This window comes from Paenibacillus sp. FSL F4-0100, from assembly GCF_037993005.1.
GTDB lineage: Bacteria > Bacillota > Bacilli > Paenibacillales > Paenibacillaceae > Paenibacillus_AQ.
The window spans coordinates 5,660,981-5,681,808 of sequence record NZ_CP150303.1 but is presented as its reverse complement, the minus strand read 5'-3'; the positions used below and the strand labels follow the sequence as shown (position 1 = coordinate 5,681,808).

Below are 20,828 nucleotides of genomic sequence, written 5' to 3'. Positions count from 1 at the left end.
CCGTCGGATTTCAACAAATGAATATTTAATCAGCGGAAATCTGAGGGCAACAGAGATCGGAAGAATAATCCGCATGCGGAGTGATGATCAGCTTGCAAGGAAGTGTTGGTCTGAGAAAAAGAACTTTTGACTTCAACGGAGAAGGCGGAATTATTGTGTAGAAGCGCAGCGTTCTCCTTTGCCGTCGGATTTCAACAAAAGAATATTCAATCAGCGGAAATCTGAGGGCAACAGAGATCGGAAGAATAATCCGCATGCGGAGTGGTGATCAGCTTGCAAGGAAGTTGGTCTGAGAAAAAGAACTTTTGATTTCAACGGAGAAGGCGGAATGATTCTGTAGAAGCGGAGCGCTCTCCTTTGCCGTCGGATTTCAACAAATGAATATTTAATCAGCGGAAATCTGAGGGCAACAGAGATCGGAAGAATAATCCGCATGCGTAGTGATGATCAGCTTGCAAGGAAGTTGGTCTGAGAAAAAGAACTTTTGACTTCAACGGTGAAGGCGGAGCATGCGGAGAGGTGTCACAAAACTTTTAGGAGGTCTACATCATGAAGGTTGGCGTCATCATGGGAGGCGTATCATCCGAGCGTGAAGTTTCGCTAATGACTGGCAAAGAGATGATCGCTCATCTGGATAAAAGCCGCTACGAGGTTTATCCGATCGAGATTAACAATAAACGCGAGCTGATCAGCAAAACGAAAGGCATCGATATTGCTTTGCTCGCCCTGCACGGGCAATACGGGGAAGACGGGACGGTGCAAGGCACACTCGACTCCCTGGGCATTCCGTATACAGGCAGCGGCGTTCTCTCCAGCAGCGTTTGCATGGATAAAGACCTGAGCAAGAAGCTACTGCGGTACGAGGGATTGATTACAGCCGATTGGATCATGGTCAGCAGTATGGAGGAGTTGGCCGCCGCTGACGTGGAGGGACTCGGATTTCCTGTCGTGGTGAAGCCGAATGCAGGCGGGTCCAGCGTGGGCACTCGGATCGTGCGTGATTCGGCAGCCCTTGCTTCTGCCGTCGAAGAGGCATTGCGGTGGGACCGCTCGGTGATGATCGAGCAAATGATCAAGGGAGAGGAGATCACTTGCCCGGTTTTGAACGGTGAGATGCTCCCGATTGTGTCCATCAAGCCGAACTCCGAGTTTTTCGATTATACATCCAAATACGAAGAAGGCGAAGCGGATGAGCAAGTAATTGAGCTTCCTGCCGAACTTCAGCAGCGGGTGCGCGCAGCTGCGCTTCAATGCTATAAGGCGCTGAAGTGCAGTGTGTATGCCCGGATCGATATCATCCTGAAGGAAGAGACTCCTTATATTTTAGAGGTCAACACGCTTCCGGGTTTAACGAAGAACAGTTTGCTGCCAAGAAGCGCGGAAGCAGCGGGCTATTCGTTCAGCGGACTTCTGGATGCCATCATTGAAACTTCATTATCGGAACGAAAAAGCGAAGGCAAGGAGTAGAGGGATATGAATACAACGAGCAGCTTTCTAACGTCAACGGTGCAAGTCATGCCGCCTTCCGGCATCCGGCAATTTTTTAATGCGGCGGAAGCGGACGATGATGTCATTTCTCTCGGCGTGGGGGAACCGGATTTTGTGACGCCATCGTGTGCGATTGAGGCCTGCAAACGAGCTCTGGAGCATGGCCGCACGATGTATACGCCGAATGAAGGGCTAATGGAGCTAAGGGAAGGGATTGCGGAATATCTGGATACCGGATTCCAGCTGCAATACGAACCGACGAGAGAGATACTGGTCACGGTTGGCGGCAGCGAAGCGATTGATCTTACGCTCCGGGCGCTCATTTCGCCGGGAGATGAAATTATTATTCCCGTGCCAGGATATGTCGCTTATGCTCCTCTTGTGCAATTGAACGGAGGAACTGTCGTTGAACTGGAGCTCTCAGCAGAGCATAACTTCAAATTGACTGCGGATGCGCTGCAGAAGGCGATTACCCCTCGGACGAAAGCGATCGTTGTTAACTTTCCAAGCAATCCGACAGGCGCCGTGATGACCTATGAGGATTGGCTGCCGATTGCGCACCTTGCGGTTACGCACAATTTGGTGGTGATTTCAGACGAGATGTATGCCGAGCTTACCTATGGCCGCACGCATACCAGTATTGCTTCGCTGCCTCGGATGCGGGAGCGCACCATCGTCATCGGTGGATTTTCCAAAGCCTTTGCCATGACGGGCTGGCGGGTCGGTTACCTCTGCGGCGATTCCCACTTGGTGAGCGCTATGGTCAAGATTCATCAGTATACTGCGCTCTGTGCACCCATCATGGGGCAGATTGCGGCTCTCGAATGTTTAAGGAATGGACTCGGGGATCGGGACGTAATGAAGCGGGCTTATGATGAACGCAGAAAGATGTTTGTGCAAGGTCTGACCGATATCGGCCTAAGCTGCCGCGATCCTCAGGGTGCTTTCTATGCATTCCCCAGCATAAGCGGCACCGGCCTGGGCTCGCAGCAGTTTGCGGAACGATTGCTTCGGGAGGCAAAGGTCGCCGTTGTACCCGGTCATGTGTTTGGCGCCGGGGGCGAAGGCTTTATTCGCTGCTCGTATGCAACTTCGTCCGATCAATTGAGCGAAGCACTCGACCGAATGGAGCGCTGGCTTCGAACGCATGCAAGTGCTGACCGTGGTTTGCCCACCTTACAGAATTCTTGAGAGTTTACGGTAATCGGTAGCGGTAATTCCCTCCAGTCTGCGGAAGATTCGGCTAAAATAATGAATATCCGGGTATCCGACCCCTTCGCCAACCGCCTCAATCGAGATGTCGGATTCCCGGAGAAGCCGGCGCGCTTCGCGGTGACGAACGGTTTGCACGAATTCACTTGGCGGCATCCCCGCAAAGCGTTTGAACAATTTGGCGGTATGATCCGGGCTTAACATCAAATGCTCCGCAATCACTTTGTTGCTCCAGTCTTTGGCTGGAGTTTTTTCGATTTGAGACATCAGTTCAATCAGTTTGGCATCGTGCGGTGACGTTTCCGTCAAGGCCTGGGAAGGATGCGTCCGAAGCAATTGAACGAGCACATCCAGCATCAGCCCTTTGCAGGCAAGCTCATAGCCGGCTGGACGCAGGGTGAATTCCTCCACGATTCGTTCCATCATCTGAACGCAAGGCAATGGGGGCGTGTAGATGACACGGGAAGAAAGTGGGGGAAAAGCCGAGGACACCGCTTCATGGGCGAATTTATCCGTATCCAGCACGGCTTCATTCACGATCATATCCGCTTCGGTCTGTATGTCCAGCTCATCAAAGAAATCAAAATGGATCCCCAGGAACCGCGCGTCAGGATGGGAAACTACCTCATTCTGGTGGTAAACACCGGACGGCAGGAAGATCAACTGACCCGCTTCGATGCGATAGCGGTTCCCGTACATCGTGGTAGCAGCTTCCCCTTGGTATACATAGAGCAGTTCAAAATCGTATAACCTGCGCTGCGGGAGTGATCCCATCGCCATGCGTTGAAACTGCGCATAGTGAATGCAGGGTGACCATTCCCTAAAAGGCGCTTCGCGTTTTATCGGAAAATTGAGATCCATATCGGCCATTGTATGCTCACTCCAAAATGTTATTAAGAGATGATAAATAGAACGGAATTGTCCAAATAATCACTTTTCTATCTAAATCATTTAGCGGAATATTTATTTATTATATAAGTATTATTACATCCGAATGGTTTATTTACAACTTGACGGAAAAAGTCAAATGATGTGTTTCAGAAAACGAGTGTTACAACATCAACCTATTGATTTTAGGAGGGATTCACGATGAAGAAAGGGATTAATATCTGGTCGTTCCCGGGAGATGCTTCCATCTCCGACTGCATCCGATTGGCAAAAGAAGCTGGGTTTGAAGGAATCGAATTGTCATTAAACCAAACAGGGGAGCTCGGACTTCAGGCTGGCGACAAGGAAGTACAGGCCATAGCGGCACAGCTGAAAGAAGCGGACCTGGAAATCGCGGGTTTGGCGACAGGTTTGTATTGGGAATACCCGATGACAAGTGATGACCCGGCTGTCCGTGAGAAGGCCATGGATATTTGCAAGAAGCAGCTGGAACTCGCGTCCGCTTTTGGAGTGGATGCCATACTTGTGATCCCAGGGGCGGTCGGGGTCGATTTCGTTCCCGGTTCAGCAGTCATTGACTACGAATATGCCTACGAGCGGGCTCAAGAATCCATTCGTAAGCTGGTTCCTTACGCGGAAAGCGCCGGCGTTGCCATCGCGCTCGAGAATGTATGGAATAAATTCCTGCTGTCACCGCTGGAATTGAGGAACTTCATCGACGAGATCGGTTCCGAATATGTCGGCTCCTATTTCGATGTAGGCAATGTTGTGCATAACGGTTATCCGGAGCACTGGATTCGGATTTTGGGTGAGCGGATCAAAAAAGTCCATTTCAAAGATTACCGCAGACAGGCAGGCGGATTGCACGGTTTTGTTGACCTGTTGGCAGGGGACGTTAATTATCCGGCCGTTGTTGAAGCGCTGCGCTTGATCGGCTATGACAACTATGTCACGGCAGAGATGATCCCGGCGTATACCCACTATTCGGAGCAGATCATATTTAATACATCCAATGCAATGGATGCGATTCTTGGACGTACGCCATCTTTGCGCAAGCCGGATGCACGCCAGCATCAAGGCCAATCATAATAAGGGATACGGAGGGAAAGAGAATGCTGAAAATCGGAATATTGGGATTTGGTTTCATGGGCCGCATGCATTTCGACAATTATGTTCGACTAGCCGAAGAGGGTGCGGACATCCAGCTGGTGGCGATTTGCGATCTGCGTATTGATGAGCTTAAGGACAGCAAAGCCAACGGCAATATGGCGACCGAGCGGGATGTATACGACCTGGAGCCCTATCATCTTTATGACCATGTGGACAAAATGCTGGAGAATGAAGAGCTGGATATAGTGGATGTATGCCTGCCGACATATTTGCATGCGGACATGTCCTGCATGCTGCTGGAGAAGGGCATTCACGTCATGTGCGAGAAACCTGTCGCAGGCAGCTCGGAAGAAGCCTGGCGCATGGTGAAAACAGCGGAACGCACAGGAAAAACGCTCATGATCGGACAATGCCTGCGTTTCTGGCCAGCCTATGAATATTTGAAAGAATGTGTGGAGGACGGCCGTTATGGAAGCATCGTTGCAGGCGAATTCTTCCGGGGATCGGAGCCGCCTAAAGGCTGGTTCCTGGAAGGAGACAAGAGCGGTGGCTGCATTACGGACATGCATGTGCATGACGTGGATATGATCCACTATCTTATGGGCAAACCGGAGCGGGTATCGACATTTGCCAAAACGATTATTAAAGGAAGCTCGTACGATATTGTATCCACCCACTACAGTTTCCCGGATGGCAAAGTGATTAACGCACATGCGGATTGGACATTGCACGGCGAACACGGTTTCTATATGGGATATCGGGTGAATCTGGAAGAGGCTACGCTGGTGTTTGAGAATAATGAACTGACGGTGTACCCTGAAAACGCTCCAGGCTTTACGGCTGAGCTGTCCGAGGATTCCGGCTATTACCGTGAACTCCGGTATTTCATTGAGCATGTTGCGCAAGGAAAGCCGGTAACGGTATGTACACCAGAAAGCGCTGCCGGATCGCTAGAAATTATTGAAGCCGAGATTCGTTCCGCGAGAGCGAACGGCGCTTTGGAGACGGTATCTGGGAAACAGGTAGTATCCTAATTTTACTTACTATAGGGTAGAACAAATATAAACAAGGCCAATCAGGGAATAACCTGATTGGCCTTGTTTAGTTATTTGGTTAATGAGCTCATTGCAGATGACCAAAGCAATAGCGCCTGACATCCCTCAGCAAGAACACTAAATAATCGTGTAGATGTTAAGCTCTGAATGTTTTCAAGAAGTCCACGGCGAGCTTGATATCCGCTTCCGGATTGGCTTTCACTTCACGTTCGATTGTCAGATACCCCGTATAGCCAATATCCTTGAGAGCTTGCAAGTAAGCATTCCAGTTAACGCCACCTTCTCCAAGAGGTACCTCACGGAACTTCTCGCCGGATTCGGCCATATCGGCAATTTTGTCATGGTCAAGCGCAGGTGCTTCGTATCCGAAATCACCGTATACATCGCGAGGATCGATATAGTCAGCCAGCTTGATTCCGTCCTTCGCGTGTGTATGAACGATATAATCCTTCAGATTGTACACACCCTGTACCGGATCGTCTCCAGTGACCATGACCATATTGGCAGGATCAAAGTTAACGGACACACCGTTGGAACCGAGACCATCCAGGAATGATTTCAAATGAGCAGAAGGCTCCGGACCTGTCTCGATGGCAAAGAAGGCGTCCATCGACTTCGCGAATGTGCTAAGCTCCAGACAAGCTTTATGCATCGTTTCATATACGCGGCTGTTATGATCTTGCGGCACGATACCGATATGCGTGGTGATGATATTGGTTCCCAGCTCCAAGCCGAGCTCCATGATTCGTTTGGATTTCTCGATTTTAGCCGCATTTTCAGCAGGGTCCTGGAAACCGTGTCCGCCAAGGTCACCAACGAGAGCGGAGATTTCAAGTCCCAGTGAATCGATGTAATCCTTCAATTCTTTACGGGCCGAAGCAGAGAGGTTGGCCGGATCCATTTCGCCATGAACGGCATAGATCTGAACGCCGTCTGCTCCGACATCCCGGGCTTTAAGAAGGCCGTCTCTTACTCCAACTCGAAAGCTGTCAACAATAACGCCAATTTTGTTAGGCATGATAGGCTTCGACATCCTAATATCCCCCTTGTATCATCCTTGTGTTCATCCATCGACCGTCTAACTTAAACTTCATTCCAGGCTTTACGGACATATTCCAATCCAAACTTAGCTCCCGTGCGGCAATCTTCCAGCCCCTCGAATTCAATCGAGATGTAGCCGTCATAACCGGATTCCTTCACGATGCGAACGACTTCGGGCATATCGATATCGCCTTGGCCGACAATCGCGCCACGCAGCCAGTTGCCGCTGGAGGTATTAAACCAACCGGATCCAGGTGCGCGGTGAGCCGGGCGATAATAGAAGTCCTTAAAGTGAACCATCGAGGCCAAGCCGATGTTATTCTTGACAGCCACAGTGGACACCTCATCTGCACAGAGGAAGTTTCCGATATCCAGGGTTGTTTTGAAGTTAGGGTGATTCACGGTCTGAACCAGCGCTTTTACACGGTCGCTATGTTGAATGAAATAGCCATGGTTCTCCACGCTTGTCGTAATGCCACGTTCAGCCGCATAATCGGCAATGATCCGGCATGCATTGGCGAGGCGAGGAAGCTCCTCCAGGAAATGCGTGATGGACAAGTCTTTGGAAGACGCTACGTCATGACGCATCAGCTTAACGCCAAGTGCGGCTGCAATGTCCACTTCACCTTTAACTCGTTCAATCTCCGCTTCATATGCAGCGTCATCCAATTCCGCAAAATTGGCGCCGATGGCATAGTTGGAAATTTCAAGCCCTTTGGAAGCGGCATGGGATTTAATTGTATCGATCAACTCCGGTGTTTCCTTCAGGTTAAAGCCGAGCGGAACGATCTCGATATGCTCTCCACCGATTTCTGCAACGTAGTCGATGACATCGGTAATGGTCATTTCGCCTTTGTTCATGGCCTGGTACAGGCTGTACGAGCTTATTCCAAGTTTCATAGTAGAACTTCAACCCCTTTTTCGGCGGATTCATAGATCCCGCACAGAATCTTCATGATCTCAACGCCGTCTTCTACTGGGCTGAGAGGTGACGTGCCGTTCTCGATGCTGGAAATGAAATGATCGACTTCGCTTTGGAAAGCCGCGTCGAAAGCGAATCCTGTGCTGTCTGTCTGAGGCTGAATGTTGATAATGGTATCGTGTTTCTCCGTGACGATGACCACTTCAGGATCAATCTCAAAGCCGCCCTTGTCTCCATATAATTTAACGGATTGCAGATTTTCCTTAGCGTGCAGCGTGAAGCTGACGTCCACCAGTATAGAGGCGCCGTTTTCAAAACGGATCATCGCATTCGCCATATCCTCAACCGTGTTCTTCTCCGCGTCATAGTCAGCCGCTTTGTAGAAGGAGAGGTTGCGAACGTTAGAGCGATTGCCCAGCTTCCGGTATGTATTGGCGCTGACAGAAACTGGTTTAGGGCGACCCATCATGTACCAGCACAGATCAATGACATGCACGCCGATATCGATGAGAGGTCCGCCGCCGGAACGCTCAATGTCAGAGAACCAGCCGCCTGGATTGCCTAGACGGCGAACGGAGGAAGCCTTCGCGAAATAGATTTCCCCGAATTCACCCTTGTCTGCAAACTCGCGAAGCATTTGAGCGTTAGGATCGTAACGTCTTACGAAGCCGACCTGAAGCAGCTTGCCGGAAGATTTAACGGCTTCCTGTACTTGAAGCGCTTCCTCAACGGTACGGCAGAGAGGTTTCTCAACCAGAACGTGTTTGCCCGCATTCAGTGCCGCAATACTGATTTCGGCATGCGTATTGTTCCAGGTACAGATGCTTACAGCATCGATTTCCGGATCAGCCAGAAGTTCGTTATAATCGGTGTAGACTTTGGTAGCACCGTATTTTTCAGCTGCACGCTGTGCTCTTTCTTCATTTAAATCGCACACGGCGAGCAAATTCGCGTTCGCATGTTTTTGATAAGATTGCAAATGCATAGCAGAGATCGATCCCGTGCCAATGACGCCAATATTAATAGATTTCATGAGTTCACTCCTCTGAATTTACTGCATTACACTTTCGTATTATAATGCTTTTAGAGGAAGACACCATGATAAACCGTGCTGTTTGTTTGTACAATTGTGCTGTCTTACTGGAAGGAGATCAGAACATTGGACAAAACACTTCAAGAACCGATGACAATGCCGGATCCTCAGTTTCCGATTAAGGTCCATCGTTGCGAGTTTGACGGCCGGGGACAGGTTTTGTTTAACCATCATTGGCATGAACATCTTGAAATTCTATATATTATATCTGGGGAAGCGAGTCTGGAGTGCGGCTCGTCCACCTTCACGGTCAAGGAAGGCGATATGATCGTCATTAACCGGAATGAGCTGCATTACGGCCTCAGCTTATCGGATCATTTGTTTTATTATGCGTTAATCGCGGACTTTTCGCTGCTTCAGAGCCATTCGCTGGATGCAACCGAGATGAAATTCATCACACCCATCACCCAGAACCGGTTAATCTTCGAGAATCGAATTAGCGGGGATGATGCGTTAGCCTCCATGTTGTCCATCATTCATGAGCTGGAACAGCGGGAATTCGGTTATGAGCTGGCGGTCAAATCAGAGCTGTATCGGCTGCTTACGCTGCTTGTACGAGGTTATGTAGCGACGGTCCTTACACTGGATGAATACGTCGAGCGGATGAAGAATGTAGAGCGCTTTGCCCCGATATTCAAGTATATCGAGGAGCATTACCGGGAGGATTTGTCAGTGGAGCTCCTATCAAGCATGGCTGGTCTCAGCCGTTTTCATTTCAGCCGCTTGTTCAAGGAGATCAGCGGTCGGACCGTGACAGAGTATGTGAATGAGACGAGGCTCAACCGGGCGGATTATCTCCTTCGGGAAAGTCCGCTTACGGTATCCGAAATCGCGGCTGCAACCGGATTTAATGATATTTATTATTTCAGTCGAACCTTCAAAAAATATAAAAGTATGGCTCCATCGGCTTTACGAAAAAAGTGAGAATCGGCTTTAACGGTTCTGAATGGGCTCCATGTAGACATAAGTATAAAAGCAACCTATAATGAATAATCATATTTATTGCATAAAGTGGCGGAGATAACGGAGAACCCTTTTGCTTAAATGCGTACTGTATTCGGTATGTATTCTTAGCAGAAGCGGTTCTTTTTTGAATTTTAAATTCAGAGAGGAGAATGTCAGGTGTACACAAGCTTATCCGCCAAGATGCGGACCCAATATTTGCAGGACATGTCGGCCAAAAAGCTGGATGTGCTGGTGATTGGCGGCGGTATCACGGGTGCGGGAATTGCTTGGGACGCCAGCTGTAGAGGGATGAGCGTCGGATTAGTGGAAATGAATGATTTTGCTTCGGGAACGAGTTGCAGATCAACGAAGCTGATTCATGGCGGTCTTCGGTATTTGAAGCAAGGAGAGATCGGCTTGGTACGCGAGGTAGGTTCTGAACGGGCACTGCTTCACCGGAGCGCTCCGCATCTGGTGGAGCCCATTCCCATGCTGCTCCCTATTTATAAAAAGGGTACTTATGGTTATCTTGCCAGCTCGATCGGGTTGTATCTGTACGACTGGTTGGCAAGGGTCAAACGAAGTGAACGGCGAAAGATGTTCCGGCGCGAGAGTACCCTGACCCTTGAACCGCTCTTTCGAAAGGAGGGATTGAAAGGTTCCGGTTATTATTATGAATACCGAACCGATGATGCGCGATTAACGGTTGAAGTGATGAAGTCTGCAAGGGCCAAGGGAGCTCTCATCGCGAATTATGCCAAAGTCCAGGAATTCATGTATCGAGGAGGAAAAGTAGTAGGAGTTCACGTAGAAGACCAAGTGAGTGGTAAGACCTATACGATATGCGCCAAAAAAATCATCAATGCGGCCGGGCCATGGGTGGATCAGGTCAGGCTCAAGGATAATTCGCTCAAGGGAAAGCGGCTGCTCTTAACGAAAGGCGTTCACCTGGTGGTGGATCATGCCAAGCTTCCCATACGCCAGGCTGCTTATTTCGATGTGCCGGGTGGGAGAATGATTTTTGTCATTCCAAGAGAGGGCAAGACCTACATCGGAACGACCGATACCCTTTATGAGGGTGCGATTGAGACGCCCGGTATTACCGAGGAGGATCGGCGGTATCTTATCGATGCGGTGAGTCATGCTTTTCCGGAATCAAGGCTGAAGCTGAACGATATTGAATCCGGATGGTCAGGGTTACGGCCACTCGTCCGCGAGGAAGGAAAGGATCCTTCGGAAATATCAAGGAAAGATGAGATGTTTATATCCGATTCTGGATTGATCACCATTGCAGGCGGAAAGCTGACCGGATTTCGGAAAATGGCTGAAAAGGTCGTGAATCTTGCAGCCAGACAGCTTCAAGACGGCGATGGCACCATCTATCCTCCTTGTACGACGGATCGTGTTCCCATCAGCGGAGGCGACCTGAATGGCCTCACCTATGAGGAGGTTCAGAAGAAGTTAATCAAGCAGGGTGAATCCCTCGGCATCAGACCCGAAGACATTGTGAGCCTCATGAACAGGTACGGCTCCAATACGATGGAACTGATGAACCGGATCGGTGCTTCTTCGCAGGAAGCAGACACGGTCGAGCTTCGATTGTTACGCGCGGAAATCGAGTATTCCATCGAATATGAGATGACGATGACCGCAGTGGATTTTCTATTAAGAAGAACAGGCTGGATATTATTCGACCGGCAAAAAACCGAGCGAACCCTTGCTTCCGTGATGAGAATAATGCGTGAATATTTAGAATGGAATCATGTGGAAGTCAACAGGCAATGGGAGCTGCTGCAGGATCAATTGCAATTGGCATGGGGAATGGTGGAAGACAGCAGGATGGAACGGTTTACGGATCTGCCGGATCGGGAAGACGTCACAGGACCGCGCTCCGACGAGGAAGCCGAGCATTCCTCCGCCGTTTCAGCGATGAATCGATAGGAATCTTATTTATCAGGAGCATCTTGTCAAATGTAAAATGTGGATGTAGTATAACCATATAAAGTTATAGAGCTGGGCAGAGATGATGAGAAGCCCTTTGCATAACGAGAATCTTTCATTTGTCATGAATGAAGGCTTTTTCAATGCAAAGTGCTTCTCATTTTTTTGTATCCGCGTGGAACCGCTTGTCCAAGGACTAAAGGGCATGACGTTGTCATATGTATACTTTACGGATGGGGACTGTGGGTCCATAACAGAACTGATCTGGCCAGAACATGTCCAATTTACGTTAACGGGCGAAATTACAGATTGAACATGCAGAGGAGAACGAAATTATGGATCATTATTCAGGGTATATTTTTGATTTGGACGGCACGATTTATCTTGGGGCTGAGGCCATTGATGGTGCGGTGGAGACCATTCATTATTTGCAGGGACTAGGTAAGAGGCTATTGTTTTTGACCAACAAAACGATAGATTCCAGGGAAAACTATTTGAAGAAATTAAGGAAGCTTGGCATTCAAGTTGAACTGAATAATATATTGAATCCTGCACTCGTTACGATTCATTATCTTCAAAAACATCATCCGGGCGCAAACGTGTATGTCATTGGCGAAGATATATTGAAGAATGAGCTGCTGGACAATGGAATACGATTCGCCTCATCGCCGGAGGAAACCGATGTTGTGGTTGTATCTTGGGATCGGGATTTTCACTACCGTCATCTGGATTTTGCATATCAGGCGATTAAACGGGGCGCTAAAGTGATTGCCACCCACCCGGATCGAACATGTCCAATGCCTGGCGGCGATGTGCCGGATTGCGGCGGTATGATCGGTGCCATCGAAGGCACTGCCGGTATAACAATCACGACCGTCATGGGCAAACCCTCCGTCTTGACGGCATTGACGGCTCTTGATATTTTGGGAGTGCAGGCTGAAGATTGTCTGATGTCAGGGGATCGGCTGGAGACGGATATCAAGATGGGAAATCAGGCAGGGATGAGTACGGCAATGGTGCTGACAGGCGTATCAACCAGGGACGATCTGATGAACAGCAGCGTGAAGCCCACCTATGTACTGAATTCGGTCTACGATATTTATCTCAGCGGTACTGCCGTGAAGCAGGCAGACGAAGCCAAGTCATGAGTATTTACAAAAATAAGCCGGGGCAACGGGAGAATTGGAGATGCTGCTGCGGCAACGAGGTGAAGACATGAAAACCAGTGTTGAAGGTGCACAACGAATTTCGTATTGCTTGAAGCGTAAGCCCATTATTACTTCATTAATGAATGCCGATGAACTGCCCAATGTACTAGCAACCGAATCGAATATCGTGTTTATTCTTAAGACCGATATTTTTATCATCGAATCGATTGTTGAGCAGATTCGGGAGGCGGGCAAGCTCTCGTTTGTGCATTTTGATCTGATTGAAGGGATCGGCAAAGACAAGACGGGGGTTAAGTATTTAGCAGAAAAGGTTGGCATCGATGGTATTGTTACGACAAAAAACACCGCGATTGTTGAAGCGAAGAAACTGGGCTTGTTAACGGTTCAGCGACTGTTTGTATTCGATTCTGTTTCCCTGGACAACGGGATCAAGATGATTAAGGCCTCCAATCCGGATGCCATTGAAGTGCTGCCGGGCATGGTGTGTCAGCGGATTATGGAACGGATTCGTGCAGAGGTGGACGTGCCCGTCATCGCAGGAGGGCTCATGATCGATCTGGAGGATTTTGATACAGCTTTGAAGAGCGGTGTAATTGGCATATCCACCTCCAGCAAAGAGCTATGGCGCTGGCAGGATGAACATATGGTATAGCGAAAGAGCCTCCGTAAATGACAAAGATGGGTGGAGATTAGGGAATGGATGTGTTTCAACTGGATCCGGAGACCATGCTGATGCGGCTGCTATTGGCTGCATTGCTTGGCGGTTTAATCGGTTGGGAGCGGGAACGCAGAAACAAGCAGGCCGGTTTAAAAACCCATCTCTTGGTGGCTGTCGGATCAACACTGATTATGCTGACTTCCATTTACGGTTTTGATTCTGCACTGATCAATCATCCTAATGCGAGGGTTGATCCTGCCCGGCTGGCGGCACAAGTTGTAAGCGGTATCGGTTTCCTTGGTGCCGGGGCAATATTGCGGCGTTCCAATCATATCATTTCAGGTCTTACCACGGCGGCAACCCTATGGGTAGCAGCGGCTATCGGTTTAAGTGTCGGTTCCGGATTTTACTGGCCCGCGATCATAACGACGGCGATCGTTCTCGTCAGCACGCTGGTGTTGAATAAATTGGAATCAAAATTTCTCTTTATCAAAAAGTCAGGCAGTTTGAAGATCATCATTGAGGCTGGAGATCGTCCAGTTCATGTAAGTACCATTACGGAATTGCTGCAAAAGGCAAATATGACGGTGGAAGGCATGATCGTGAATAATGACACGACGGAAGACGATTCGACCAAGGTGACGATGGAATTCCGGGTCTATTCTTTTAACAGCAAGGGAATTAACGGATTGTTCGAGCAATTGTGGCAGGTAGAGGGGATTAAGCAGGTTCGCATGAACTGGCGGGATTAAGCGTTTATCGGATTTGCTTGATGCCCGAATGGTTATAAGGCCAGATCCTATGATTGGGCTAAATATGATGCACAGGGCCGAGCCCGGGTGGACCCGGGCTCGGCTTTTTTATGTCTTCTATGGGGCGGCAGATGTATTCAAGGACGAGCTTCCTAAGGCCTGCAATCGAGGGCTGTCAAAAGCCGAGATACTTCTGGCTATCAGGAATTGGGCCGCGTAATAAGTGGTCATGATCCATATGTCCGAATAGCGGATATCGGCAACAAACATGTTCCAGGACAAGATCGAGTCAGAGATGACAAAGAGCAGGCTTCCAAGCATCGCATATCGATTCCCGGTCATGATGGCTGTCCAGAGCATGAACGAAATGACTGCGATATAGGCGATGACAGGAATAATCAAAGCCTGTTCTCCGTTCGACTTGAGAGAAGACACCAATTGGATGCCCATCCATACCGAATAGGCTGCAATCGGAACGATGCTGAGAAGGCGGGGAGCTGAATAGCGCCACTGCCCCAAGAAGCCGGACGTGTAGAACAGATGCCCGATCAGAAAGGCAGAAAGACCGACAACAAACCAGATGAGCGTCCCGTCACCGATCATACAGAAGAACAGTCCTGTTAACAGCAAATAGTGAATTCTGGATCTATGGGGCGGGAATTGCCGATAGGCAAACAGGATGATGAGCCACATCGGAATGAGCTTGAACAGCAGCTTGACAGCCAAGGGTTCGGATGGAATGAAGAACATATAAAGCAGACTCATGATCAGGATGATCAATGGCAACATGTATCGTTTCAAATACAGTCCTCCTATGCGCATGTAATCTTAATGTAAGAGTATTCTTCTTATAGCATCCCTATCCCTCTTTCCTGTCTTCGCATGAAATAGGAATGTAAAGCATTATTAGAAATAAATTAAATCTGCTGAAATTGCTTGGAAAATATATTCCGCGATTATATATTTTAATTGCCTTAGTATAAGGGGGAACATATCATGGAGGATGAGTATTCGGAGCCCGTGAGCATGAATCGAGGTTTAAAGCGGAATCGCATCGTCATGGAAGTGTAAGAATAGATAAAATAACGTTTCGCGCTTGGAATTAAGGGTATAGACCATTTATCAGCGAAAATGGACAGAGAACATAAGAAGGGGTGACAGCTGTTGATGAAGAAGCGCAAAGGGGTTCGAGTGCTGCTGGCAGGGATTACTGCGGCGGTTATAGCCTTAACCGGAAACTTACAGTATGGAGGGGGAGTAGTGGCAGCGGAGGCATCCTCGAACAAACAGATTGAGATTAGAGTGAATGGAGGGAAGCTGATGCTCGATTCTCCGGCAATTATTCAGCATGGCCTAGTCATGGTTCCTTTTCGCGATATTTCGACTGCGATGGGGGCGGAGGTTCACTGGAATCAAGCCAAGCAGACCGCGGTTGTGAGCAACGGTAAACATACGACAAGTTATACAGTGGGAAAGCCCAATGCGATACAAGACGGTAAATGGGTGACGCTGGATGCTTCGCCTAAGCTTAAGGAAGGACGGGTCTATATTCCACTGCGGTTCTCGGCTGAAGGTCTCGGAGGCAAGGTAACCTGGAATAACGCTTCAAAACAAGCCATGATCTTTCCTGTGCTCACACCTAAAGAGGCTGAAACTGCCTTGTCCAAGAGTGCGGATCAAGTGATGACGCTATTGAAAAACAAAGATTTTGAGAAGCTTGCAGAATTCGCTCATTCAAAAGGAGTCACCTTCTCCCCATACGCTTATGTGGACCGTCAGAAGGATATCACGTTGAGCAAACAACAGCTGCGCGATGGGTTTAAAGATGATACCTTATACCGTTGGGGCGAGTTTGATGGCAGCGGTAAACCGATTTCCATGAATTTCGAAAAGTATTATAAGACGTTTATTTATACAAGCGATTTTGCCGCTGCGCCTTGGGTGGGTTACAACCAATCCAAAAGCGAAGGAAATACGTTGAACAATGCGACCAGCCAGTATAAAGGGGCAGTCATCGTTGAGTATTACTTCGATGGGGTTCATCCTGATTATGCTGGCATGGACTGGGAAAGCCTGCGTCTTGTGTTTCAGCAGGAAGGGAATACATGGGTCTTATCCGGAATTATTCATGATCAGTGGACGATCTGATGTTGCCATGAATGGTCGAAATCACGCGGAATATATGGTTTCGACCATTTTTTTAAAAAAATGCTTGCTTTTTAACTATGGGCGTAATATACTCTTAATTACGGTGATCAACACGATACCGACTTTACATAATATGCGGTCGTGGCGGAATTGGCAGACGCGCACGGTTCAGGTCCGTGTGGGCTAACCCCCGTGGAGGTTCGAGTCCTCTCGACCGCACCACTTCAATTATAATAGGTTTCTGATCTGCTTTTTTTGGCAGAGCAGGAACTTTTTTTATTTAAAATATTGAGGCTAGTGCTCATTACTTTCAGTAATTTGTAAGCTGTTTTTTGGTGCTGATGCCGCCAAGCATTTCACACATTTGCTCCACCGTAACGACATCTGGGTAATTCAGAAGCAGAAGGGTATAAGGGTCAGGAATAATAGTCGGCTCTGAGCCGGCTTCTGACATGTTTTATCTCCTCGTAGCCTGGAAGAAACGAAAAAACCCGCGAAAAACCTTGATTTTACAAGGTTTTTCCGGGTTTTATGTTCCTCTTCTTGGACAATAACATGTACGACTCAAAATCGAGTGGGAAACCGTGGAGGTTCGAGTCCTCTCGCCGGTATTACTTTACTAAGAGCAGTTCATTAGATTAAAAATCTAGTGGACTGTTTTTATTTTTTATTACTTCATTCATTCGGTTTGCGGAAGTGACCTTGGAACTGAATTCCAAGTGAGTATAGATGTTGGCTGTGGTGGAATAGACACTGTGACCCAGCCATTCTTGTACTTCTTTCATGCTAACGCCAATTGCTATGGCACGAACCCTACTGGTCATAGCCTATAGCATGCTGAAAAACAAAGAAGCTTACCTAGAAGGCCGACCCCAAAAACGAGCAAGTTAATTAGTGCTACCAACCCATAGATCGTCTAAACATGGACTCATGGAAATGGAGATCCCGGGCATTGTATTGCCCAAAAACAGAAATTCGTCCATTCATCTGGTTATCCTTATTTTCACAGAAAAACTGTCTGTAGGCCGCGAATAAGTTGTCCCGAGGCAGCTCCGACAAAACCGGCCTGCTCCAGTGAAATATTAAGGTTCGGTACTAATAGCGCTTCCATTGCTAATTCATCTTCAATGGAATGAAGAACAGGATGGCTGTCTACCAGCACCAAGTCTACAACCTCCAGTCCCTGGCTCCAACAAACGACCAACTGTTTCAACCGCGATCAGTCCTCCCATGTTGCTGCTTAGAGATAACGTCCACTTGCTGGCGGGATTGCCTGTCCAGAAGCTGCCGAATATAATGACCATATCTCAGAAAAGGAAAAGGATGCCTCCCTTGTGCGTTCGTCTGCGCCAACAAACGAACCGGAAGCATCCCCTCAATCAACATGGTCATTGTAACAGAGTACGCGCTGGTTGAGAAGATACCCGGCGTTTTTTGTTCGGTGTGCAGAAGTGGTGCCATGCCCGTGCTGCGGCGAAAGGCTCGTCGTCATTGGCAGTCGGCGGCGGAAGCTGGCGGGCGGAGATGGAGATTGCCGCCTCCTCGTCATCCGTCGTCTGCGGTGCAGCGGCTGCCGAAAGATCCATCATGAGCTCCCGGATTGCTTCGTGTCGTACAAACGGTATGAATCGGCATGCATCGAAGAGATCGTCGCGGAGCCGGAATCTCTCCCTGCCATTGCCGCGGACGACGCGACGCTTCGGCGGTGGCAGAGCTGGTTTCGGGAGCACAGCAGCTACTTGCTGGGCGCCTTGCGGTCCATCGCCCTTCGTTTTCATCCAGACCCTGCAGAAGAGCCGTCCGTCCCTTCGCAGCCTGCACACCATCAAATCGGACAGCTTGTGGGCAAAGCCCCCGGCTGGCTGGGACGAATTGTCCGGCCGGTCGCAAACAGCCATTTGTGGATACATACCCGTTCTGCCTTCTTGTCCGGCTAACCGCTGTGGTAGACTCATCTGGAAGTCTACCAGGGGAAGGAAGCAAACGGATGAAAGATCGAAAGAAGGCCGAAAGCATCGCCTCGGAGCGCGTGCAGCTGCTTGCGCCGTTATTAGCGGAAGGCTTGGATGCAGCCAAGGCAAGGGAAGTCAAAGCGCGGATCTGCGAAGAGATCGGGATCAGCGAGCGGACGCTTCGGCGGTATCTGGCGGCGTACCGGATGGAGGGTTTCGGCGGCCTGCAGCCCAAAGGCAAAGGCCGTCAGCCATCGGACGAGACCATCGCGCCGGAGGTGCTGGAGCAGGCCATCCTGCTACGCCGGGAAGTGCCAAGCCGAAGCGTCTCACAGCTCATTCAGATTCTCGAGTGGGAAGGCCGCATCGCGCCCGGATCGGTGAAGCGCAGCACGCTGCAAGAGCGGCTCGCCGCCCGGGGCTACAGTACGCGCCACATGCGCATGTACGCCGAGTCGGGCGTTGCCGCCCGGCGCTTCCAGCAGCGCCACCGCAACCGGTTGTGGCATTCGGACCTCAAATACGGACCGTACCTGCCCATCGGTCCGGGCGGTGCCATGAAGCAGGTGTTCCTTGTCACGTTCATCGACGACGCGACGCGCTTTGTGCTGCACGGCGCGTTCTACCCGGTCATGGACAAGACCATCGTCGAGGACTGCTTCCGCCAGGCCATCCAGAAGTTCGGCGTGCCGGAGTCGGTGTACTTCGACAACGGCAAGCAATACCGCACCAAATGGATGACGCGCGCCTGCTCCAAGCTCGGCATCCGGCTTCTGTTCGCAAAGCCGTACTCGCCGGAATCGACGGGCAAGGTCGAACGGTTTAATCGTGTGGTCGACGCCTTCCTGAGCGAGGCGGCACTCGAGAAGCCGAAAACGCTGGAGCGATTAAATGAGCTGTTTCAAGTGTGGCTCTCCGAATGCTACCAGCACAAGTCCCACTCGGCGCTGCCAGAGAAGTGCAGCCCCGAGACCGCGTTCCGCAGCGACAAGAAGGCGCTTCGGTTCGTAGACTCGGACGAGCTCGCCACCGCGTTTCTGCATGGTGAAACGCGCAAGGTGGACAAGTCGGGCTGCATCAGCTTTCAGGATCGCAAGTACGAAGTCGGCCTGTCGTTCATCGGGCAGACGGTTGACGTCATCTTCGACCCGGCGGACATCACGGATCTTACAATCGAGTACGAGAATCATGCACCATGGCGCGTCCGCGAGCTCGTCATCGGCGAGCGTGCCGGCAAGCGGCCGCCGCTGCCTGAGCATCTTGGCGAAGTGCCGGCAGAAGCTTCCCGGCTGCTTGCCGCAGCGGAAGACCGGAGCGCTGTCCGCAAGGAGCAGCAGGCACCGGCCGTTGCCTACCGCCAGGTGAGCAGGGAGGCCGGTCATGTTTGAGTCGTTCTACGGCCTCAGCCGTGCGCCGTTCTCCCGGGACATGCCGACCGGCGAACTCTACGAGTCGGTCATCCTCGAGGAGACGCTCGGCCGCCTCTCGTACGCCGTCCAGCGGCAGTGGTTTGCCGTCGTCACCGGCGACTGCGGAACCGGCAAGACGACGACGATTCGCAGGTTTACCGAGGTTCTCGACCCGGCGACATACAAGGTGCTGTACCTGTCGGACTCCAAGCTTACGCCGCGGCACTTCTACAAGGGTCTGCTCGAACAACTGGGCTGCGAATCGAAGTTCTGCCGCGGCGACGCCAAGCGCCAACTGCATCGGGAGATCGAACTCATGCGCGGCATTCACCGGCTGCAGCCCGTTGTCGTCGTCGACGAAGCGCATCTGCTGGATCGCGAGATGCTTGAAGAAGTCCGCTTCCTGCTCAACTTCAAGATGGATGCCCAGAGCCCCATGGCGCTTATCCTGGTTGGGCAAAGCGAGCTGTGGGACCGCCTTGGGCTGCAAGCCTACGCGGCGATTCGCCAGCGAATCGATCTGCAATGCAAGCTGGCTCATTTCGACCGGGCGCAGACCGGCGCGTACATCGCCCGGCACATGAGCTACGCCGGTGCCGAGCACGACGTGTTTACAGAGGCGGCGATCGACGATGTGTTCCGCTTCTCCAGCGGCGCCGCGCGCCTGATCAACAAGGTCTGCACGCACAGCCTCATCTACGGCTCGCAGAACAAACATCGCATCATTGACGATCATATGATCAAACGCGTCATCCAGGGAGAATTGTCATGATTCTCCCTTTCTTCACACCATAGACCGGACAGCTTGGCCGTCACCAGCAGGACAACTTACGCCGTCAACCGCCGGTCATTATGTATTAGCAGTAACACTCCCAAACAGTAGCCGATTAGCTGAAATTGACGATGTCCGGTATCCAGAAGACGGGCCGCATAGTCGTCAGCCAGTCGTTCGATCAGTCCGTCAATGCTCCTGGTCTCAATAGCGCTCTACATCCGCAATCGTAATGCCAACAACTGGTCCCAGCCCTTGTTCATCCAGGTGTCG

The 20,828-nt window shown here is 50.3% G+C and carries 20 protein-coding genes and 1 tRNA gene; 14 read left to right on the top strand and 7 right to left on the bottom strand.

The features are described 5' to 3' along the window. The first annotated feature begins 549 nt into the window (after positions 1 to 549). Complete coding sequence (locus MHH48_RS25770) at positions 550 to 1,467, top strand: D-alanine--D-alanine ligase (protein ID WP_076325658.1); 918 nt, start codon at positions 550 to 552, stop codon at positions 1,465 to 1,467. Positions 1,468 to 1,473: 6 nt separating this feature from the next. Then, positions 1,474 to 2,679: an aminotransferase class I/II-fold pyridoxal phosphate-dependent enzyme gene (locus MHH48_RS25765; protein WP_076325659.1), complete on the top strand. Its 1,206-nt coding sequence runs from the start codon at positions 1,474 to 1,476 to the stop codon at positions 2,677 to 2,679. Here MHH48_RS25765 and MHH48_RS25760 read toward each other — a convergent pair. Then, entirely contained in the window at positions 2,665 to 3,570 is a 906-nt protein-coding gene (locus MHH48_RS25760) for an AraC family transcriptional regulator (RefSeq protein WP_076325660.1), read from the bottom strand. The two genes, MHH48_RS25765 and MHH48_RS25760, sit on opposite strands and share 15 nt — an antisense overlap. A gap of 219 nt (positions 3,571 to 3,789) precedes the next feature. On the opposite strand from MHH48_RS25760, the gene MHH48_RS25755 reads away from it, so the two are divergent. Continuing rightward, positions 3,790 to 4,677, top strand: coding sequence for a sugar phosphate isomerase/epimerase family protein (locus MHH48_RS25755; RefSeq protein ID WP_076325661.1), 888 nt, complete (start codon positions 3,790 to 3,792; stop codon positions 4,675 to 4,677). Between the two features lie 23 nt (positions 4,678 to 4,700). Next, positions 4,701 to 5,732 (top strand): Gfo/Idh/MocA family oxidoreductase, encoded by a 1,032-nt coding sequence (locus MHH48_RS25750; RefSeq protein WP_076325662.1) that lies wholly within the window; start codon positions 4,701 to 4,703, stop codon positions 5,730 to 5,732. A gap of 157 nt (positions 5,733 to 5,889) precedes the next feature. Here the strand turns inward: MHH48_RS25750 and MHH48_RS25745 are convergent, their stop codons facing one another. From MHH48_RS25745 to MHH48_RS25735, 3 genes are read right to left on the bottom strand one after another with little or no spacing between them, the layout of a single operon-like run. Continuing rightward, positions 5,890 to 6,786 (bottom strand): sugar phosphate isomerase/epimerase family protein, encoded by an 897-nt coding sequence (locus tag MHH48_RS25745; RefSeq protein WP_076325663.1) that lies wholly within the window; start codon positions 6,784 to 6,786, stop codon positions 5,890 to 5,892. A gap of 50 nt (positions 6,787 to 6,836) precedes the next feature. Then, entirely contained in the window at positions 6,837 to 7,694 is an 858-nt protein-coding gene (locus tag MHH48_RS25740) for a sugar phosphate isomerase/epimerase family protein (protein ID WP_076325664.1), read from the bottom strand. After that, on the bottom strand, positions 7,691 to 8,749 hold the full coding sequence (locus tag MHH48_RS25735; RefSeq protein WP_076325665.1) for a Gfo/Idh/MocA family oxidoreductase: 1,059 nt from the start codon (positions 8,747 to 8,749) through the stop codon (positions 7,691 to 7,693). Before MHH48_RS25735 ends, MHH48_RS25740 begins: the two co-directional genes overlap by 4 nt. Positions 8,750 to 8,875: 126 nt before the next feature. Between MHH48_RS25735 and MHH48_RS25730 the strand changes: the two genes are divergently transcribed. The 5 genes from MHH48_RS25730 (at position 8,876) to MHH48_RS25710 (ending at position 14,274) form a co-directional block, all read left to right on the top strand. Further along, positions 8,876 to 9,733 carry an AraC family transcriptional regulator gene (locus tag MHH48_RS25730; RefSeq protein ID WP_076325666.1) on the top strand — a complete coding sequence of 286 codons (858 nt, stop codon included), beginning with the start codon at positions 8,876 to 8,878 and terminating at the stop codon, positions 9,731 to 9,733. 198 nt (positions 9,734 to 9,931) lie between these two features. Continuing rightward, positions 9,932 to 11,695 carry a glycerol-3-phosphate dehydrogenase/oxidase gene (locus tag MHH48_RS25725; protein ID WP_076325667.1) on the top strand — a complete coding sequence of 588 codons (1,764 nt, stop codon included), beginning with the start codon at positions 9,932 to 9,934 and terminating at the stop codon, positions 11,693 to 11,695. Between the two features lie 335 nt (positions 11,696 to 12,030). Then, the gene (locus MHH48_RS25720; protein ID WP_076325668.1) at positions 12,031 to 12,843 is read left to right on the top strand and encodes an HAD-IIA family hydrolase; all 813 of its coding nucleotides are present in this window, start codon (positions 12,031 to 12,033) and stop codon (positions 12,841 to 12,843) included. 67 nt (positions 12,844 to 12,910) lie between these two features. Next, positions 12,911 to 13,516 (top strand): glycerol-3-phosphate responsive antiterminator, encoded by a 606-nt coding sequence (locus MHH48_RS25715; RefSeq protein ID WP_076325856.1) that lies wholly within the window; start codon positions 12,911 to 12,913, stop codon positions 13,514 to 13,516. Positions 13,517 to 13,560: 44 nt separating this feature from the next. Beyond that, entirely contained in the window at positions 13,561 to 14,274 is a 714-nt protein-coding gene (locus MHH48_RS25710; protein WP_076325669.1) for an MgtC/SapB family protein, read from the top strand. A 117-nt stretch (positions 14,275 to 14,391) separates the two neighbouring features. On the opposite strand, the gene MHH48_RS25705 is transcribed toward MHH48_RS25710, so the two are convergent. Next, positions 14,392 to 15,075, bottom strand: a complete 684-nt coding sequence (locus tag MHH48_RS25705) for a lysoplasmalogenase (RefSeq protein ID WP_083659815.1) — start codon at positions 15,073 to 15,075, stop codon at positions 14,392 to 14,394. A gap of 366 nt (positions 15,076 to 15,441) precedes the next feature. Between MHH48_RS25705 and MHH48_RS25700 the strand changes: the two genes are divergently transcribed. Then, positions 15,442 to 16,422, top strand: a complete 981-nt coding sequence (locus MHH48_RS25700; protein ID WP_076325671.1) for a copper amine oxidase N-terminal domain-containing protein — start codon at positions 15,442 to 15,444, stop codon at positions 16,420 to 16,422. 135 nt (positions 16,423 to 16,557) lie between these two features. Next, positions 16,558 to 16,644, top strand: a tRNA-Leu gene (locus MHH48_RS25695). Between the two features lie 88 nt (positions 16,645 to 16,732). On the opposite strand, the gene MHH48_RS25690 is transcribed toward MHH48_RS25695, so the two are convergent. Both MHH48_RS25690 and MHH48_RS25685 read right to left on the bottom strand, forming a co-directional pair. Then, on the bottom strand, positions 16,733 to 16,876 hold the full coding sequence (locus MHH48_RS25690; protein ID WP_213643833.1) for a hypothetical protein: 144 nt from the start codon (positions 16,874 to 16,876) through the stop codon (positions 16,733 to 16,735). Between the two features lie 549 nt (positions 16,877 to 17,425). Next, positions 17,426 to 17,635, bottom strand: coding sequence for a hypothetical protein (locus MHH48_RS25685; RefSeq protein WP_144023516.1), 210 nt, complete (start codon positions 17,633 to 17,635; stop codon positions 17,426 to 17,428). A gap of 238 nt (positions 17,636 to 17,873) precedes the next feature. On the opposite strand from MHH48_RS25685, the gene MHH48_RS25680 reads away from it, so the two are divergent. Genes MHH48_RS25680 through MHH48_RS25670 form a run of 3 tightly spaced genes read left to right on the top strand, consistent with a single transcriptional unit; the run spans position 17,874 to position 20,555 of the window. Next, the gene (locus tag MHH48_RS25680; RefSeq protein WP_340390713.1) at positions 17,874 to 18,359 is read left to right on the top strand and encodes a DUF6431 domain-containing protein; all 486 of its coding nucleotides are present in this window, start codon (positions 17,874 to 17,876) and stop codon (positions 18,357 to 18,359) included. A gap of 50 nt (positions 18,360 to 18,409) precedes the next feature. Beyond that, on the top strand, positions 18,410 to 19,762 hold the full coding sequence (locus MHH48_RS25675) for a DDE-type integrase/transposase/recombinase (protein WP_076325674.1): 1,353 nt from the start codon (positions 18,410 to 18,412) through the stop codon (positions 19,760 to 19,762). Continuing rightward, positions 19,755 to 20,555: an AAA family ATPase gene (locus tag MHH48_RS25670; protein ID WP_076325675.1), complete on the top strand. Its 801-nt coding sequence runs from the start codon at positions 19,755 to 19,757 to the stop codon at positions 20,553 to 20,555. The genes MHH48_RS25675 and MHH48_RS25670 overlap by 8 nt, the downstream gene beginning before the upstream one ends. Positions 20,556 to 20,828 lie beyond the last annotated feature (273 nt).

Bases quoted from the DNA above. Each gene is read 5' to 3' on its own strand.
- MHH48_RS25675 (WP_076325674.1), top strand. From the start codon at position 18,410: ATGAAAGATCGAAAGAAGGCCGAAAGCATCGCCTCGGAGCGCGTGCAG.
- MHH48_RS25770 (WP_076325658.1), top strand. From the start codon at position 550: ATGAAGGTTGGCGTCATCATGGGAGGCGTATCATCCGAGCGTGAAGTT.
- MHH48_RS25700 (WP_076325671.1), top strand. From the start codon at position 15,442: ATGAAGAAGCGCAAAGGGGTTCGAGTGCTGCTGGCAGGGATTACTGCG.
- MHH48_RS25710 (WP_076325669.1), top strand. From the start codon at position 13,561: ATGGATGTGTTTCAACTGGATCCGGAGACCATGCTGATGCGGCTGCTA.
- MHH48_RS25760 (WP_076325660.1), bottom strand. From the start codon at position 3,570: ATGGCCGATATGGATCTCAATTTTCCGATAAAACGCGAAGCGCCTTTT.
- MHH48_RS25765 (WP_076325659.1), top strand. From the start codon at position 1,474: ATGAATACAACGAGCAGCTTTCTAACGTCAACGGTGCAAGTCATGCCG.
- MHH48_RS25745 (WP_076325663.1), bottom strand. From the start codon at position 6,786: ATGTCGAAGCCTATCATGCCTAACAAAATTGGCGTTATTGTTGACAGC.
- MHH48_RS25750 (WP_076325662.1), top strand. From the start codon at position 4,701: ATGCTGAAAATCGGAATATTGGGATTTGGTTTCATGGGCCGCATGCAT.
- MHH48_RS25720 (WP_076325668.1), top strand. From the start codon at position 12,031: ATGGATCATTATTCAGGGTATATTTTTGATTTGGACGGCACGATTTAT.
- MHH48_RS25670 (WP_076325675.1), top strand. From the start codon at position 19,755: ATGTTTGAGTCGTTCTACGGCCTCAGCCGTGCGCCGTTCTCCCGGGAC.
- MHH48_RS25715 (WP_076325856.1), top strand. From the start codon at position 12,911: ATGAAAACCAGTGTTGAAGGTGCACAACGAATTTCGTATTGCTTGAAG.
- MHH48_RS25755 (WP_076325661.1), top strand. From the start codon at position 3,790: ATGAAGAAAGGGATTAATATCTGGTCGTTCCCGGGAGATGCTTCCATC.
- MHH48_RS25740 (WP_076325664.1), bottom strand. From the start codon at position 7,694: ATGAAACTTGGAATAAGCTCGTACAGCCTGTACCAGGCCATGAACAAA.
- MHH48_RS25735 (WP_076325665.1), bottom strand. From the start codon at position 8,749: ATGAAATCTATTAATATTGGCGTCATTGGCACGGGATCGATCTCTGCT.
- MHH48_RS25690 (WP_213643833.1), bottom strand. From the start codon at position 16,876: ATGTCAGAAGCCGGCTCAGAGCCGACTATTATTCCTGACCCTTATACC.